Origin of the sequence: Filobacillus milosensis (assembly GCF_004402015.1) — a bacterium.
In the GTDB taxonomy this organism is placed as follows: domain Bacteria; phylum Bacillota; class Bacilli; order Bacillales; family Alkalibacillaceae; genus Filobacillus; species Filobacillus milosensis.
In genome coordinates this window covers 23,506-41,204 of the sequence record NZ_SOPW01000019.1, presented here as the reverse complement: position 1 = coordinate 41,204, position 17,699 = coordinate 23,506, and the positions used below count along the sequence as shown (strand labels likewise).

The 17,699-nt window shown below is 34.2% G+C and carries 19 protein-coding genes and 1 tRNA gene; 5 read left to right on the top strand and 15 right to left on the bottom strand.

Going from position 1 to position 17,699, the window contains the following annotated elements; genetic code table 11:
- Nucleotides 1-33 precede the first annotated feature (33 nt).
- The 4 genes from E3U55_RS14495 to E3U55_RS14485 all read right to left on the bottom strand — a co-directional run bounded on the left by E3U55_RS14495 (nt 34) and on the right by E3U55_RS14485 (nt 3,399).
- Nucleotides 34-717, bottom strand: a complete 684-nt coding sequence (locus E3U55_RS14495) for a CPBP family intramembrane glutamic endopeptidase (protein WP_134341201.1) — start codon at nt 715-717, stop codon at nt 34-36.
- A gap of 207 nt (nt 718-924) precedes the next feature.
- Nucleotides 925-1,026, bottom strand: coding sequence for a cytochrome bd oxidase small subunit CydS (gene cydS / locus E3U55_RS17990; protein WP_407644120.1), 102 nt, complete (start codon nt 1,024-1,026; stop codon nt 925-927).
- Nucleotide 1,027: 1 nt separating this feature from the next.
- Nucleotides 1,028-2,056: a cytochrome d ubiquinol oxidase subunit II gene (locus tag E3U55_RS14490; protein WP_134341200.1), complete on the bottom strand. Its 1,029-nt coding sequence runs from the start codon at nt 2,054-2,056 to the stop codon at nt 1,028-1,030.
- Nucleotides 2,056-3,399: a cytochrome ubiquinol oxidase subunit I gene (locus tag E3U55_RS14485; RefSeq protein WP_134341237.1), complete on the bottom strand. Its 1,344-nt coding sequence runs from the start codon at nt 3,397-3,399 to the stop codon at nt 2,056-2,058. Before E3U55_RS14485 ends, E3U55_RS14490 begins: the two co-directional genes overlap by 1 nt.
- A 500-nt stretch (nt 3,400-3,899) precedes the next feature.
- Here E3U55_RS14485 and E3U55_RS14480 point away from each other — a divergent pair, with 500 nt between their 5' ends.
- From E3U55_RS14480 to E3U55_RS14465, 4 genes are read left to right on the top strand one after another with little or no spacing between them, the layout of a single operon-like run.
- Nucleotides 3,900-5,105, top strand: coding sequence for a hypothetical protein (locus E3U55_RS14480; RefSeq protein WP_134341199.1), 1,206 nt, complete (start codon nt 3,900-3,902; stop codon nt 5,103-5,105).
- Between the two features lie 22 nt (nt 5,106-5,127).
- Nucleotides 5,128-6,288, top strand: a complete 1,161-nt coding sequence (locus tag E3U55_RS14475) for a PEX11 family protein (RefSeq protein ID WP_134341198.1) — start codon at nt 5,128-5,130, stop codon at nt 6,286-6,288.
- A gap of 13 nt (nt 6,289-6,301) precedes the next feature.
- Nucleotides 6,302-7,216, top strand: coding sequence for an ATP-binding cassette domain-containing protein (locus E3U55_RS14470; RefSeq protein WP_134341197.1), 915 nt, complete (start codon nt 6,302-6,304; stop codon nt 7,214-7,216).
- A gap of 4 nt (nt 7,217-7,220) precedes the next feature.
- Nucleotides 7,221-7,901 (top strand): hypothetical protein, encoded by a 681-nt coding sequence (locus tag E3U55_RS14465; protein ID WP_134341196.1) that lies wholly within the window; start codon nt 7,221-7,223, stop codon nt 7,899-7,901.
- Between the two features lie 7 nt (nt 7,902-7,908).
- Here E3U55_RS14465 and E3U55_RS14460 read toward each other — a convergent pair whose 3' ends face one another.
- Both E3U55_RS14460 and E3U55_RS14455 read right to left on the bottom strand, forming a co-directional pair.
- On the bottom strand, nt 7,909-8,598 hold the full coding sequence (locus E3U55_RS14460) for a hypothetical protein (RefSeq protein ID WP_134341195.1): 690 nt from the start codon (nt 8,596-8,598) through the stop codon (nt 7,909-7,911).
- Between the two features lie 110 nt (nt 8,599-8,708).
- On the bottom strand, nt 8,709-8,900 hold the full coding sequence (locus E3U55_RS14455; RefSeq protein ID WP_134341194.1) for a hypothetical protein: 192 nt from the start codon (nt 8,898-8,900) through the stop codon (nt 8,709-8,711).
- A 97-nt stretch (nt 8,901-8,997) separates the two neighbouring features.
- Here E3U55_RS14455 and E3U55_RS14450 point away from each other — a divergent pair.
- Nucleotides 8,998-9,070 (top strand) — tRNA-Val (locus E3U55_RS14450).
- A 122-nt stretch (nt 9,071-9,192) separates the two neighbouring features.
- Here E3U55_RS14450 and E3U55_RS14445 read toward each other — a convergent pair.
- The 9 genes from E3U55_RS14445 to E3U55_RS14405 all read right to left on the bottom strand — a co-directional run bounded on the left by E3U55_RS14445 (nt 9,193) and on the right by E3U55_RS14405 (nt 17,515).
- Complete coding sequence (locus E3U55_RS14445) at nt 9,193-10,341, bottom strand: tyrosine-type recombinase/integrase (protein WP_228547583.1); 1,149 nt, start codon at nt 10,339-10,341, stop codon at nt 9,193-9,195.
- 333 nt (nt 10,342-10,674) lie between these two features.
- A complete protein-coding gene (locus E3U55_RS14440; RefSeq protein ID WP_134341193.1) occupies nt 10,675-10,938 on the bottom strand; it encodes a hypothetical protein in 264 nt (87 codons plus the stop codon).
- 304 nt (nt 10,939-11,242) lie between these two features.
- Entirely contained in the window at nt 11,243-11,941 is a 699-nt protein-coding gene (locus tag E3U55_RS14435) for a DJ-1/PfpI family protein (protein ID WP_134341192.1), read from the bottom strand.
- A 155-nt stretch (nt 11,942-12,096) separates the two neighbouring features.
- Nucleotides 12,097-12,987: an alpha/beta fold hydrolase gene (locus E3U55_RS14430; protein ID WP_134341191.1), complete on the bottom strand. Its 891-nt coding sequence runs from the start codon at nt 12,985-12,987 to the stop codon at nt 12,097-12,099.
- A gap of 59 nt (nt 12,988-13,046) precedes the next feature.
- Nucleotides 13,047-13,805, bottom strand: a complete 759-nt coding sequence (locus tag E3U55_RS14425; protein WP_194840936.1) for a TetR/AcrR family transcriptional regulator — start codon at nt 13,803-13,805, stop codon at nt 13,047-13,049.
- Nucleotides 13,806-13,996: 191 nt separating this feature from the next.
- Complete coding sequence (locus E3U55_RS14420) at nt 13,997-14,308, bottom strand: hypothetical protein (protein WP_134341189.1); 312 nt, start codon at nt 14,306-14,308, stop codon at nt 13,997-13,999.
- Nucleotides 14,309-14,478: 170 nt separating this feature from the next.
- Nucleotides 14,479-15,753, bottom strand: a complete 1,275-nt coding sequence (locus E3U55_RS14415; RefSeq protein WP_134341188.1) for a tyrosine-type recombinase/integrase — start codon at nt 15,751-15,753, stop codon at nt 14,479-14,481.
- Between the two features lie 254 nt (nt 15,754-16,007).
- A complete protein-coding gene (locus E3U55_RS14410) occupies nt 16,008-16,205 on the bottom strand; it encodes a helix-turn-helix domain-containing protein (protein WP_134341187.1) in 198 nt (65 codons plus the stop codon).
- Nucleotides 16,206-17,272: 1,067 nt separating this feature from the next.
- Nucleotides 17,273-17,515: an SHOCT domain-containing protein gene (locus tag E3U55_RS14405; RefSeq protein ID WP_134341186.1), complete on the bottom strand. Its 243-nt coding sequence runs from the start codon at nt 17,513-17,515 to the stop codon at nt 17,273-17,275.
- Between the last annotated feature and the right edge of the window lie 184 nt (nt 17,516-17,699).

Here is a 17,699-nt window from a genome sequence, read left to right as displayed (position 1 = left end):
AAATAAAAAAATCCCTCACAAAAATGTGAGAGATTAAAGCGTCGAAAATAAATAAAATCCAATAGCCACTACAGCGATGTCCGCACATATATGTAAAATCCACGAGTTTAAGAAGTTATTGGATTTCGTATCTAACCAACAAAACACGAGCCCAACCACAAACAATCCAGCTAACGCTAACAAGGTTAATCCTGTATCAAACCAAGTCGCAAAAATGGCCATATGATATACAGCAAACAATCCCGAAGAAAACAAATAACCTAACCACTGATAGCCTGATTGATAAAACTTCAAAAAGATAAATCCTCTAAAGTAAAACTCCTCTAATAACGAATTCACAACAACAATATAAATCGCAATATAAACATAAGTCTCAAAGGTAATCCCTAACCGATCTCGCAAATCCGATATGATCAATTCAGGTTGTAAAACGTCCTGCAGTAAAAAGAAAGCAGTAACTACGATAATCATCGATAAAATGCCTAACCCTGCCCCATAAATCAAACCTGGTTTATCGATTTGGTTAAAACGGAGCGATTCCCAAATGCGTTCACCGAGCACAAAACGTATGTACAATAAAGGAACGATTAAAAATAAAACAATTTTACTTCCTGTCTTCACTAAGTAGTGTGCATCAAATACCTGTTCAATCACAAATAATAGTGAACAGCTTAACGCCGTTAAAATAACTACACTAATAATTTGATTTTGCTTCATAACCCCACCTACAGAACCAGTTTTTAAAAATATATCACAAAGTCTGTAATAATAGAAGTTCGTTTCACATTTAGTGGCCGATACTGAAATTTTAGTGTCCGATAATTCATATTAGTAGCTGATACGACTTAATGAGTGGCCAATTCCATCAATTTAGTGGCCGATAAAAATAAAAATCCCCGAGCTTAGTCTCAGGGATTCCACTTATTATCTATTCACTCGGTCGTCTTTTAAACCTGACCAGAAAGCTGCAATAATTGATAAAATAACAACAATAAACGGTGCGTAGGTGATTAAGAAGTGATCCATATTAATAACCTCCCTTTCCTTTTTCGCCTCGAACATAACTTTTGTTGAATAAGAATAATCTTGCGAGTAACCAGATCGATGGAATGAGTAGCGCAAAACCGGCAATAAACGCAATGATTAACGCCGTCGCCATCGCATCATTTGTGAATCCATCGTAAATCGTTAAATACGGATACAGTAAATAAGGATAATGTGAAATTCCATATCCGAAAAACGCTAATGAAAACTGTATAATCAAACTCCAAAAAGCTAAGCTATAATATTTTTTCATCCATAGTAAAGCGACGGTAATGACAAAGAACACACCTGACAAGGCAAAGATCCACCAGATATCCATGATCTTTTCAAAGTGCGAGAAATTATGCTGACGAAGCTGCCAGATGATCAGTGTTGCCGAGAGAATCGTCGGCCCACTCCAAGCAAGCGCGTACTTTCTTAATAACCGGCGTGCATCAAAGTCTTTCGCGATATCCGCATAAGCCGTTAAAAACGTCGCTGATATATAAAGCACACTCACAACACTTAAGATGACAATACTCCAAGTAAGTGGACTGAAAAACAATTTTTCGTAGAGCAGTACTGGATTTCCATCTACCATCTCTACAAATCCACCTTCAGAGATTGTCAAAACAATCGACAGTGAAGCCGGGATTAACAGACCAGCTACACCATATAAAAAGGTATAAATCTTACTATCTTTTACGCCATAGGTCTGGAAAGCATAATAAGAACCACGAATCGCTAACAGCACATTCGAAATACTAACCGGAACTAACAAAATCGTTCCGTAGTAAAACGCGGCACTTGGGAAAAAACCAACCATTCCTACAAAGAAGAACACCAGGAATACATTCGTAACTTCCCAAACTGGCGATAAATAGCGCTGGATAATGTGATGCAGTATATGCTTCGTGTTCGCCAGTTCACTATAGGCGCTGAAGAACCCTGCGCCAAAATCGATTGAGGCAATGATAATGTAACCAAATAAGAATAACCATAGAACTGATATTCCTACAATTGCGAGATCCATTATCGATCACCTCTTTCTAAGGCATGCTCTTCCAACTCTTTTTCAACAGGATTGTTCTTAAACATTTTCGTTAAAACAATCGCACTCGCTGTACCAAGAACGGCATACAAGCCAACAAATAAGAATAGCATCGTATCAACATAAGCCGCTGATGTCGCCCCTTCAGGCGTCTTCATAAAACCTCGTAAAATCCAAGGCTGACGTCCGAACTCAGCATAGAACCAGCCCATCTCAATCGCTACTATAGCTAGCGGACCTGACAGAACTAATAAGAAGTTGAAAAATTTCTTCTCAACAATCTTCCAGCCCCGTCCGATCCCGAACCAATAAAATAGAGAAATTAACGTTAAAAAGATCCCAATCGACACCATCAAGTCAAAGAAATAGTGAACGATTAATGGTGGGCGTTCATCTTCAGGGAACTCATTTAAACCCGTAACCTCTGCTGTCGGGTCACTATGAGCTAAGATGCTTAATGCGTAAGGAATCTCGATCGCACCCTGAACTTCCCCATTATCATCAATCCAACCAAACATCATGAGTGGTGCTTTTTCTTCTGTTTCAAAATGCCATTCCGCTGCTGCAAGCTTCTCTGGTTGATATTCAGCTAAGAATTTACCTGAGAAGTCACCTACAATCACAGTTGCGATTGAGAAGATGAGTCCGACTTTCATCATTAAATATAACGACTTTTTATGATAAACGTGATTTCGACCTCTAAATAAATGAAAGGCGGCGATTGAGCCCAACACAAAAGCCGAAGTCATGTATGCAGTTGTCAAAACGTGCGCGACTTTTGTCGGTGTCGCCGGATTAAACATCGCTGCAATCGGATCAACATTCACTAAGGCCCCATTCACAATGTCAAACCCTTCTGGAGTATTCATAAACGCATTCACCATCGTAATGAAAAATGCTGAAAATGAAGCCCCAATCGCAACAGGTATTAATAGAAGCATGTGCTTTTTCTGATTCTCAAAACGATCCCAAGTATATAAGTAAATACCTAGGAAAATCGCCTCAAAGAAAAAGGCAAAAGTCTCCATAAATAACGGTAAACTAATGACGTGACCGGCTAACTCCATAAAGTTTGGCCACAATAGTGACAGTTGAAGACCTATTGCCGTCCCCGTTACAACACCAACGGCTACTGTGATAACAAACCCGCGGGTCCAACGTCGAGCCAGCAAAATATAATGCTCGTCATTTTTCTTAATCCCAATCCACTGGGCGATGGCAATCATTAAAGGAATCCCCACACCAATGGTTGCGTATATAATATGAAACGCTAACGTCAAACCCGTTAAGGTTCGACTAAACATGACTGGATCATATTCCCACATCACAACCTACCCCCTCATATATTAAAAAAGTCTTCCTAAAATCGAAATCAACATAATAATAGCTACACTAAAACTGAGGATTATTAACCACTTTTCATGCTTTTTATACATGTGCATCTCCCCTTCATTTGTATAATACCCTAAACTCACCTTTTACAAATAAGTAAATCGTTAAGGCTTTGTTACGAAGGAATGATAATTTTGTGAACTATTTCACAAACTTACCACAACTAAAACTTAACACGCCTCTTCTCGCCTTTCAATTGATACGATTGGTAACTTAATCTCCAAAAAAGTTATAAATTTTTTAATTTAAACAAAATCCTACTCACACACAGAATCTTATCAAATTTACTAAAATTCACAACTTTACAATTATTAACTTATGATATACATTTATAGGTAATTTCGATTACATTCCGACAATTAATAAGTGGTTTCGACACGGTCTCACTTCATTCATTCGATAACAACTAATTACAAAATTAAGGAGCTAGACTATGAAACGATCGTTATTTAAACACGAATTTAAACTGACATTCTTCAGTAAAAAGAACATCTTATTTACGTCCTTTTTACTCGTATTGCTATTCAGCTATGTATTTATGATTCTACCAAATGAATTTAATATCGAATCCTTTCAAAAGGAAGAGGTCGAACACAAATTACAAGATATTAGTTCAACACAAGAATGGCGTCTCGAAATGGGTTACACAGGGATTTATCCGATGACAGGCGCTTATTTCGCTTCTCAACAAAGTTACTTAGAACAACACGAGAAAATGGTTACGGCATTTGAGAATGAAAATTATAATAGATATCTTCACATTAGAACCAACTATCTATTGAACGGTGGATATAGAGACTATCGCGAGAGTGACTTATTCTATCAAGAACCTTTGCCTGGTAAAGATAAATACCACCTTTACCATAAAAATATTTTACGTTTTCATAGCTATCTGAACGATGATGAACCTATTACATACCCAATGATTCAAGAACGCACCGCTCTTCAAAAGTTACACCAGTTCTTAACGAGTAGTATGATCTACTTAATCATATTCGCAGCCATATACTTCAGTAGTGATGTATTGATTAGAGACCGAACACACCAAACACTCTTACAAGGTTTTCCAACACAATGGTACTCATTATTAAATGTTAAGAGTCTAGCAGCATTTGCTTATACTTTACTCATCGTAACCGGTGTCGTAGGTTTAGGATTAATCCTTTTGTCATTGACTTATGGACCAGGCTATTTAGACATGCAAATACCTTATAAAAAAGACTATCGCCTATTTTACTTTGAAGCTTATGATTATATGGGCATGAAAGAATTCTTATTAAAATCACTAGCTTTAATCCCAATCGTGGTTTACTTGTTTATCAGATTTAACGTTTTAGTCAGTCTGTTAATCAGAAACACCTGGGCAGTACTATTTATAGGGACCGCTCTTCTCTTTTCAGAACGATTATATTTCGATCGTTCAACGAGAGAGTTGTTTGGAATAGATTTAAGCTACTTCCCACAGACGTATTTTGATATCGGACAAGTCGTCACATTAGAGAAAAACTACTTGATTAATACTGACACCATAACTTTCTCGCAAGGATTAATAGTCTTATTAATTACGCTAGTAGTCGTTGAACTATTGTTATGGATCACCACAAGATTTATCAACCAAAGATCATTTTTCCAATCTTAGATATAAGGAAGGACTATCACATATGCTTTGGAAATACATGCTATTCGAACTCAAAGTTCTAATGACCAACAAGAAACATTTATTTATCGCTCTGATTCTCGTTCTGTTTTTTCCCTTATTTTTCATCCAGCAAAGTACAACACTTACAGAAACACTCAAGGAAGAAAAATACGAAATGAGAGGCATTTACGATTCAATTATTAACCAACTGCCAGACATGGAGGAAGACACTGAGAAAGGCAGGCAGGTCCATGAAAGTGTCCTGAGGCAATTACGCCATGTAGGCATGCAGATTTGGTATATTAACAGAGACCGTGAAGCCTATATCGAAGAAGGTTATAAACTCATTGAAGAAAAACGTTTCGTGCATGAGCTGGACAATGAAAACATTCCAGAACACTTTATATTTCCCAAAAGTGAAATTACCAAAGATTATAAACGTCTTGAGTATATCGACCAAAATGGCTTGCCTGTTGAACAAAAGAACCAAACAACCAGCGCATTTCTAGTCACCGCTTTAAGTACTTTGGCAGGCTTACTATTCAGTGTGGCCATACTCATCAGTGGTAATGAAATACTTACATTTGAAAAAGAACACTCCACCGTCATGAGCGGGCTGCCAATTGATTTCTTCAAGAAAATACTCGTAAAAATCTCGATTCACTGTTCTTATATTATGTTGGCATTAACCCTCGGAATTGGTGTCGGTGGTCTCATAGCTTACGTAAAAAATGGTTTAGGCTATTTCAACTACCCAATCATTTATTACAATAACGGAAGCTATGAAGCCATCCCTAACTATCAGTTTTTACTATTGATGTTCTTAGGGCTTGCAGCATTAACCTTATTATTACTCGTGTTCTCTGTTGTACTAAACCTATTATTCAACCATGCTTTTGCGAATCTATTAATCGGATTAAGCATTCTATTACTACCAGAACTATTTGCATCAAAACTTATCGAATTACCATTTTTACAACCATTGACTTACATTCACTTAGACGACATCTTTACAGGTGAATTTTCGACCCAACTTAATCAGCCTCAGTTAGATTACTGGAACGCGATTCTTTGGTTTGTTGGTCTATCATTTGGCTTGTTAATAATCATTTACTTCATACGAAAATTGAATTTCTACAATGTAAAAACATTATTGCGACCACTTTCTAGAAATAAAGTGTAAAGGAGCTTTACAGATGATTGAAATTAAAGATCTATCGATTGCTTACGGAGATAACATCGTGTTGGACAAAGTCTCACTCACCGCAAATAAAGGTGAAATTATTGGACTAGCCGCACCAAACGGAACAGGTAAAACGACGCTTTTCAACGTGATGGCGAATTATACGAAACCCGATTCAGGTAAAGTCAAATTTAACGGGAAGTACACCTATAAAACGGAGAAAGACCAAATCAAGATTCATGAACAATTAGCGACCTTCCCGAACCAAAGTGATCTATTTGAAGAATTATCAGGGTTAGACCATATGAAACTATACAAAAACATGTGGCGAGGCAAAAAGAATATTCAAACTATCGTCAATGAATTAAACATGGACCACTATGTCAGAAACAAAGTTAAAACCTATTCACTCGGAATGAGACAGCGTCTTTGTTTCGCCATGATGGTTGCGGCAGACTCACCAATCATGTTAATGGATGAGGTAATGAACGGTTTAGATGTATCTAACGTTTCACTCATCTCAAATAAGTTAATGGAAATGAAACGGGAAGACAAATTAATCTTTATCGCTTCACACTTGCTGGAAAACCTGGATTTATACGCCGACCGTGTTTTATTCTTAAAGGGCGGTAAATTCATCCATGAACACAAACCGAATCGCCATGAAAAAGCCTATATCAAAATTAATGTCACTGAAGAAGAATACAAAGTAATCAAAGAAAAATATATCCTGGGCGAAGATCACGAATACATTTCACAATTACTCTGTATCCCTTTTAGTCATCTTTCATTTAATGAACAAATTGAGATGATTGAAACCTTGTTAGAATACGATGAAGAGCTTGCGATAGGTCCACTCGGTACACTTGAATATTACGAAAAATATTTCCAAGAACTAAATCAATTAAAAGCAACAAGTAGGAGTTAATGGTATGAAAAATGTTTTACTTTTTACAGGGGTGATTGGAAGCTTACTAATCATAACGGGCTGCCAATCTTATGAACCAACTGATGCCGCAATGGCTTATAGTGAGAACCATGAAGTGATTGATGAAGAAGAAAAAAATGAATTACTGGATGTCAGTGATGAGATATTTTTCACAAGTGACCGAAGCAACCAAACAGCTGAAGCTACCTCAACCGTCATACCTGATCGTCAAGATTATTTAAATCTACCTGAAGGTCGATATAGAATTTATGGCCAAGGTGGCGGAAATGTCGAGGTTTACGATGCCAATGATAACTTACTAGTCGGTGATTATGTTGGTCGTGGGTTCGCCCCTTCATTAACGGTTGATCTTAAAGAAGATTTTACCGTGAAGGTCGATGGCTTCTACGATTTATTTGTTGAACCAACAGATACAAAGATGCAAACTGAACTAACTTCAGGCATTTGGGAAGTTGGCTTAGACGTACCAGCAGGAGAGTATGAAGTAACAGCACAAAATGGTATGGGATACTTAACGATCTTTGACCCTGAACAAGAGAGTCAAGTCTATGAAATCATCGGAAACAAATACTCCCCTACTAAATCTAAGATTACATTAGAAGAAGGACAAAAAGTTAGGGTAACAGGTGTTGCAAAACTAGTATTGAACGAAATGAAAGAGTAGGGCTCCCCTACTCTTTTTGATTTTCCGAAAGTATTAGATTCATTGTATGTAGCCAAATTTTTTTGTCATTAAATATCTGAGGGTTCGGATGATAATAAAGACAACCTTCATCTTGTTTCTTTATACCGAAATATGTATAAGGAAATAGTTTAGATAATGCTTCAAATGCTAAATGTTTGATCTTGTTCTTAACTCCCCACCCTAAGATAATGGGACCCATGCAGTCTTCAATAACTTTTTCACGTTCACTTTTACGAAGATCACTAAAAATACTATGGAAACGAAAGGCATAATCATCTGCCCGAAGTAAATCAAGATAAAACTTGTCAGCATTACCACTTCTAAGATCACTTAAATTGATGATAACTGTTTTGTTCCAACCTCTTAACTCCATTAACCTCATGATTTGATATTGTGTCGGATCACATTTAGCAGGTGTTGGATTAAGATTCATAATTTCACTTTCTGAATGAATACTTGGAACAGCCACTTCACTCACCGGCTCGCAGCTCCCTGGATTCATCAACACGAACAGCGCATCATATTGATTCTGATTGGTCCCTTCTCTTTCAATGATTGCCTGACTTCTGCATTTGAAGGTATGATTACCAATCTTCACGTCATAGAACTTCCCAAAGACATTAAACAATGAATCAAGCTCAATCTGACTCTTAAATTCTAATTCAGAAGCAGACATTTACATACATCCCCTATCAAAAAAGTCATATCAATACAGTTTATTTAATAAACTTATATTTATGAGAGAATTAAAAAACCACACATTGAATGTGCGGTTCAGGGATTGATTTATTCATGTTTCATATTTTTTAACATCATAAAGACTCGCTTTGCATAAACAACAGCAAGATATCCTAACCCAATAATAAATAGGACACCAAATGCCATCCAAAGATAAGTTAAATATTGTGGAGCCGACACAGCCACCGCTGCGATCAATAATCCACCGATAAATAAATACGTCAGAATTCTTGCCAACATAATGAGACCTCCGACTAAAAAAGTATTGACATTATTAGTATAAGCCATTATATTTATATTTGTCGATTATTTATCATTGAAAACTTTTCAACAATACGACTCCGTAGCTCAGCTGGGAGAGCGCCACCTTGACAGGGTGGAGGCCGGTGGTTCGAGCCCACTCGGAGTCATAGGGTGCCAAACCCCAAAGATCCCTTCTTGCACAAGCGACTGGGGGTCTTTTTATATTATATTTTTTTCATCACAGATTCTATCCAAAATCAAAACTTGCACAAAATCTGCACATGAGATTTTAATTATTATTTTTGTCCTTAAACAAACTCTCTTCAAACTTTTGTGCAGCTCTCTCCTGTAAGTCATCATTTACATGGGAATACAAGTCCAAAGTAATTCCAACTCGAGAGTGGCCTAATCTCTCACTTACTACCTTAGGATTTTCACCTTGCTGCATTAAAATAGTCGCATGAGTATGTCTTAAATCATGAAATGAAATTTTAGGTAATTCAGCTTTTTTTATTAGGCGACTAAATTGACGAAGGAGATTACTCGGATCAACCGGTTTCCCAATTTCTGAACACACCACTAAGTTATTTTCATTATAACTACTGTCTTTCTTTATTTGACGTTCCTGTTTATATTTTTGTTTTTTTAAGAGACTAATTAAATAATCAGAGATAGATATCTGTCGTTTAGACTTAGCAGTTTTTGGAGCTTTAAAAATTAAGCCCTTCCCTTTAACAAAACTTAGACTTCTTTTTATAGAAATTTTGCCTTTAGTCAAATCGACGTCCTCCCACTTCAGCCCTAAAACCTCACCTCTACGCATACCCGTAAATATTGTTAAAATATAAGCCATTTCAAAATTTAAGTTTATAATTAAACTTCTAAACAAGTTAACTTGTTCGACTGACCACGTTAATTTTTCTTTAGTAATTATTTTAGGAGGATTAGCATTCATTACAGGATTAATCTTAATTAAACTCCACCTAACAGCCTGATCAAATGATTTATTTAACATATTATGCATTTGTCTAATGTATGAGGGCGAGTAGTCCTCATCAAGCTTGTCTGCATAAAAACAATCGATATCAAAAGTCGTTATCTCATTAATTGATTTGTGCCTAAAATGAGTCAAGATATGATTATTTAGTAAATATCTCCTGCTCTCCGCAGTTGTTTCCTCAACAGAGCGCGTGTAAGAAGTTTCAAACCACTTTTCTACAAAGTCCCCAAAATTATCATTACTTTCTCTAAAGTAAGAACCTTCATCAATCTGATTTTTAACTTTAATTAGTTCTTTTGACGCTATCCCTTTTGTTTTAAACGGACCAAAACTTTGTTGTTTTCTTTTGCCTGTATTCGGATTCTGGCCAACATCTATCCTAAAATAATAGCCTTTCTTTTTCTTTTTAATTATCTTATCAAAATTCAAAATACACACCTCATTCCATTTGAAATAAAGTGTAGTATGTGGTTAAAAATATTATATCAAAGTTTAAAATAAAAATAAGTGACAATAAAAGGCAGTGGTAAATTAAATATATATAAAATTTATGTACATTTACAGAGCTTTTTGATCAAACTATTATTTTATATATAGTTTTAATAATTTTCCGCAATGGAAATTAACCATTTCCGATCTTTTTCATTATTTGTAAAGAGGTATTTATAACTTTGCTGCTTAGATTCTCTCCACTTTAATACATATCCTTTATTCATAGAAATCCATACCATATCGTCTATTTTAGTGTTTTCAACCTTTTCTGATGGATTATTAGAAAACCATGATGACGCAATTCATAAATGTAATTTCTTTTCTACCCTTTTCGTAAAACACTTTTGTTACTGGGTGTGTGAAACTGTCATTTTCATACGTGATTTTTTTAGTTGTATAATTCTCTGGCATTACAGGTGTTTTTATTGCACCAATTTCCCGTTCTGCTTCTTCACTGGTTTCAAATGTTAGATGCTGCTTGTCATCGCAAGCAACCAGCAAAATAATAAGTAAAAATAATGGTAGTACCTTTGTTAACTTCACGTATTTCGGCCCCTTAATTTAGAGTTCAATACTTCCTACTTTTTCAACCGAAAATCCCCTTCTAGTTTAAGCACAGTCTTTCAATCCATACTTCTTAGTTAATATTTAATATTTAATAATATATAATTTAACCTCTTTAAAATGCCTACAAATTAAAACGAAAAATGTCTATATACACTAATCATTATAAATAGGTTTGTCTAGTAAAGCAGTTGATATTAAATGAATCGTACACTTTAGATATGTCTAAATCTCTGCAATCTATAATTAAAATTTTGTTCAACTAAAGCCTTCATTATTTTGACTATCTAATCATTTTAAGAATGTTTTTTGAGTTTTTTAGCATACCAAGTAAACCAAGTTCTTTTTTTGCATCTTTACTTAATTTCCTGTCTGCAATCTTTAATACGTCATCACCAGCGGATGAATAATTACCCGAATTATACATTGGTTGAGTGTCATATTCAATGGTTAGTTGGATAGCCTTCGTCTCAATTTCTCCGACAATTTTATGCGATAAATATAAAGCCATGTCAATACCTGCAGATACCCCCGCTGCAGTTATATATTTACCTTGTTCCACTACTCTTTCCCGTGTAGGGATGACATTAAATTCACTCAATAATTTTATTGGTTTCCAATGCGAAGTTGCTTTTAATCCAGATAATAAGCCAGTTGCAGCTAAAATAATCGATCCTGCGCATACAGATGTAGTCCATTTTGTAACTTTATCTACTTCCTTAATCCAATTTAATACATGCTCTTTATTCATTTCTTTCATAAACCCCACTGGTGAACCTGGAATAATTAATATATCTGCATAATTAATATCTTCAATACTATATTTAACATTTATATCAATGAATCCAGAGTCCGCCTTTACTCCGCCTATTTCTTCTGCAACAAATATTACTTCAGTATTAGTCATATACCTTAAAGCTTCATATGGACCAATAGCATCTAGCATCGTCATTCCATCATATACATAAATAAGTATCTTCATGGCTTACCCCTTTAATATATTATTCTTATTGTTCAGATTTCTTGTTTCAACAAACCTTCCAAATACCTAACAAGTTAATTTTATCACAGTATTCCAAAAAACATTCCTAAATGCAAAAAAACGACCTACAAGTTTGATCGTCTTTTTAAGCTAATCTATGATTTATGAAGATTACCATCCGGTACTAATGCTGTAATGATATTATTCCAACGTTTGAAAAACAATAAATGCCCCTCTTTTTTATAAATAGTAGTTTCACTATTGTTAAGTCCCTCATCTAAGTATTCCCCCATAACTAAAGGGACATTTTTATCTTCCTGACCTTGCCATATATATACTTTAGAATCGATTTCATTTAAAGAAAATCCCCATGGTTTGACTAAAGTTACTAAATCACCATAGTGCCCTCCAATTCCTTGTCTATAGGCTTCCTTCATATCATTAATAAATAATTGTCGAACTTTAGGACTTTTTACAAGTTGTTGATCACTTTTCGCAAAACTTGTCATAAATTTATCCAAAGATTTTTCTGGATTTTTAATTGCTGCTTTTGCAACGGGCTTTAAGAATGTTTTTAATAGCCTTGGAGATTTCAAAGCCATCCCAAAAGCAATTCTATGGGATATAGACATTTTTTTTCTTAATTCTTTATTGTTATTTATCGGTGCAAACCCACTGATTATACCACAACTTCTAACTTTATCAGGCATTTTATAAGCACAACTTAAGGCATATGGTCCACCTCCTGAAACACCAGCTACACTAAATTGCTTAAAACCATGATATTCTACGAATTCACATACATCATCAGCCCAATCTATAACTGTTCTACCATCCAAAACATCAGACAATCCGTAACCTGGGCGTTCTAAAGTAATTAACCTCACATTTAATTTTTCGAGAATAGATAAGTCAGGAAAACTAGTTTTACGTGAATTTGGTGTTCCATGAAAAAATAATACAGGATACCCTTGGTCAGCTCCATATTGAGAAAAACCAATAGTTCGCCCTTCTTTTAATATAAATGTTCCATTTTCTATTACCATATAAAATGTGTCCCCCTAAACTTTTTAGTTTATAAATAGTTATCTTTTTATTAATTCAATCATTTTCTAGGCGATATTCCATGCCAAAGTATATAAGCTATATCTTGGGCATATGTTGTAAGTATTTTGTTTGGGTTTAAATTCCAAGCCATTATTAATCCGTCTAATAATGCTGTTGTCATGATTGTAAGAACTGATAAATTAATATCATCGGCTATTTTACCTTCAGTTCTCATTTGCTGAAGTAAACCTACAATTTGTGATTTTGTTTGATTTTGAGCAAGGATTAGTTTACTTAGAACTTCTTGATTACGACTATGTACCATAAATTCAAGTACTATTTTTGGCCAACTAGGATCAGATTCACAGTACTTAAGTTGTATTTCAAAGAAATTTGCCAGACCCTCTTCTGGATTATCTAATATCATAATATTCTCCATTTCACCAGATAAAAAAGTTACTTGTTGTTGTAGTCGAAGATCAATTAATTCAATAAATAATTCTTCCTTACTCTTAAAATTTCCATATACAGCTCCTTTTGAAAAACCCGCTTCATGTGCAACTTGTTCTAAAGATGATTGACTAAAACCGAAACGTGAAAATATTCTATAGGCTGACGCTAAAATTTCACTTCGAGTATCTAACTTGTTATGTTTATCGCCATTTATTAATTGTTCAATATTTGATTTATTACCTAGATGCCTATAAATCGTTTGTCTGCTAACACCAGCTTCTTCAGCAATCTCTTCGATGGTAATTTGAGTTAATGGTCGGTCATTTAATAGTTTGTAAATTGTTTTTAACAATTTTTCACGCATTAATTCCCTCCTAGAAGTTACAATAATACTCATCAGTATAATTGTAACAAAAATGTTATCAATTTTATATAGTTTTTTAAGATTATATAAAAAATAGTCAGAGAACTCTTGAAACGGATTCAGTTGTGAGATATTCAGTTTACACTAAACACCACTAAAAAGGACTTAGAATATTTTCTAAGTCCAATTAATCAAATCAATTTCTCAGCCTGTAGTCTTTCTTTTAACCCTTTTTTTATGAGGCGTTCTCGAACTTGTGTAATACAAGTCTCTAGTATCCTCTCAACTCGATCTACATTTTCATTATGGTATGTAGTTTTTCTCAACTGTTCCAACTGTTCACGCTTTAAAAACATATATTCCAGTTGTTTAATCTCTGTCTCGTAATATAGTTCACTAATCTTCCCTTTATTGTTTTCAAAATCCGAAAACAGCTCTTCCCGTTCCTTTTTCGTGGCAGTGATCTCATTCCACTTTAAATCCATTTTCTCTTGTATGTTCATGTGTTTATATCCTCCTATTAGCCTTTTGCCTTTTTCGGCCTCCAAATGATATAATTTCTTTAAAGCTTGAATTCATTTAAATAAGGAAATATTCAAGTTAAATCAAATGCTACCTAGTGTGGATTCCGCTGACCATAATCAAAATCAGGACTTCTAAATACGCTATCAACTTATGCATTTAAAAATTCCCCTAATTTTTCAACAGACTTTCGTTTATCCTCCATATCTGTATGAGAATAAAAATCTAAGGTAACTTGAACACGTGAATGACCTAGTAAATCCTTTACAACCTTTGCATTTACTCCTAATTTCATCATTAATGTAGAGAAAGTGTGCCTCAATCCGTGTAACGTTATATTTTTCACCGGCAGAGTCTCAACAACCCTTCTAAACTTTTTTGTCAAAGTATCTAATCGATAGAAATCTCCACCATCATTGGTAAATACATAGCAATCCTCACTGAATTTCTTCCCTAATAACTGTGTAGTTTTATTATATTCAGCTTGTTTATGTTTCTTTAAAATATCAATAAGAAATTGTGGGATTGGAATTTCTCGATTATCTGAAGCTTCAGATTTGGTATTTGGTTTGTAATAAAGTTTTTGTTCCTCTGAATATGTCAGAGTACCATTAATAGTAATAATCCCTTCTTCTAAATCGATATCTTTCCATCGTAACCCTAATGCTTCACCTCTTCTTGTACCGGTGATAACTAAAGTGACTGTTTGAACCAATATTTTTTCTACCGATGCTGCCTCTAGGAATATGTTTAGTTCCTCTTTCGTCCAGGCTTTACTTATTTTATTTTTATTATCTTTAACCTTTGGAGGATCAATAAATTCCATCGGATTTCTCTTGATTAACTCCCATTTGACAGCCTCTTTAAATGCTGCATTCATTAAATGATACATTTGTTTTAAGTACGCATTACTTAAAGGCTTTCTTTCTATTTTCTCTCCATTTTCTTCTCTCTCTTTATCTTTTTTACTTTTTACTTTTCTACCGTTTTCTTTTGTGAATTGAAAAAATTCTCTTATAGTCTCTACATTAATCTTTGAAATTTCCATGGGACCAAAATAAGGAATAAGATGAGCATCTACAAAATCTCTTCTAGACTTTACTGTAGCTGGTGTATTTCCATCAATGCTATACACTGTATCAAACCACTTATTAATAAACGATTCAAAGCCAGTGTTTGAGGGGTTAAAGTATTCACCACTTAATACTTCACTTTTTATCAGTATCAAATCGTTTTTTGCTTCGGTAAAATTCCGGTATGGCCCAAAGCTTTTCTGCTTTCTCTTACCATTTTGGCCGACATCAATTCGAAAATAATACCCTTTTGCCTTCTTTTTAATAATCTTCTTGTAGTCCATTACATCCAAATCCCTTCTATCTACTAAATTTGTCTTTCTTGGTTTGATACCACTTAAAGAATTAACCACGATTTTCTTGCATAACCTTTCCAACTTCAGTTTGAAAGTAGTACCCTTTTACCTTCTTTTAATAATCTTCTTGTAGTGCATTATCTCCACATCCTTTCTATCTACTATATTGGTCTCCCTTGGAAACAACCATCTAAGGAACTGATCACGGTTTACTTGCATGATCTCTCCAACTTCAGTTCGAAAATAGTACCCTTTGACTTTCTTCTTTATAATCTTGTTATAGTGCATAACATCCAAATCCTTTCTATCTACTATATTTGTCTTTCCTGATTGGACAACCATTTAAAGAATTGATCACGGTTTACACGCATAATCTTTCCAAACTTCGCTAGAGGAAAATCGTCTTTTTTCATCATCTCGTAAGCAGTTGGTTTAGAAATCTGCAATAAGTCCGAAATTTCTGTTGCAGTAAGATACATAGGTAAATCTTCCATTTTTTTATATTTCATCGTGTTCTCCTCCTATTTACATAAGTTGTTACATTTTAAATACTCAAGATTGTATTGACCTGAATTTTAAGTCCTCGGAATAAGTGATTGTAATTAATCCTATATGTAAACTAACTTCTACTTCTGTGAATATTTGAACTCTGCTTCTTATTTAATACTTATAATCATCTCCCTTATTGTCGCAAGAGTGGCTAAAAAGCAATAAAAAAAGACACACGGATAGTGGGATCACTAATCCATCTGTCAAGTGCTTCTTGCCCAAATGCATTTGTTTTGCAAGCAATTTTTTTATTATTCGCTTATAGTTTATTATGATTAAAAACAAGTGGCAATCATAAGTACAAACTATTTTTATTTTTCTTATTCCATTAACTACTACATAAAGTTCTTAATAACAGAGAACTACTCACTCGTCTTAATTATTTTCCAATTGTATTTTACCAACTAAAATTAGACATGGAAACAAAAAGTACAAAAGTTATTTTATTTTTTCATCAAGCAAACCTGAATTCTTGTGAACGTCTGTTCACAAGAATTCAGGTTGGGCAAATCCAATCCCAATGAGTGCAATTATTATGAGTTGAATAATTGAGCACAGGAGATTCTAACTGCTCTACACTTTATTACTGAGGATTTGCTCAAAATAAAAGCATTAATTAGATTTTAGGATAATCAAGTGATGATGATAAGTTACTAAAATACTATTTCAGTTTTATTAGTAAGTATGTGGTCTATTATATAAAGAAAAAATACAGTAGGCTATTAAGGGGGATAAAATATTTTTTCCTCCGCTAATATTTATTAATACAATTGTTGCCCCTTCAACTTCACGGGGTGACATCATATCTTGAAGTTATTAAAGCTGCAATGCAACTTTGTAAAAAAAAATCAGTAAGAAAAACTTGTTGATTGTTCACAAAAAGGATATTTGTCAAAAAGTATCTTTAAATATACTAACAACTTATTCTATTGATTTTTGTTTTTCAATCTAATTGAATCTAGTAAAAATAATAAAAGGCTAAATAGTTAGAACAAGCTGGTGAATACCTAACGGAAGAATATCGTTATTAATTTTGTTCAGACAGTGCATTTAATCTCTCTCTATACTCTTCTTTGTTTATCTCCCCTCTTGCAAAACGTTCATTTAGTATATTTACCGCACTATTGGAAGGCTTTGAATTGTTATTTTTGGATATATTTTTAAATAGATAGATTCCTAACCCAATGATTAATGCCCAAAATAATAACATCATTAATCCGCCACCAATCATCATTGGTCCTTCCATTATGTTACAGTCATCCCACATCATACTTTCATCTCCTTATTAAAAATTTTTGTTTGATAAAATTAAAGGCATTTAAACTTGAAAATCTCTTCATTAATAATTATAGACTTCAAATGTGAAGAAACATTGTGGAAGTCTATAACATTGACATACTTTTTGTCTTTGTTTCAATAACCATTAATGATCACGTTAAAAAAGTTTATCTAAA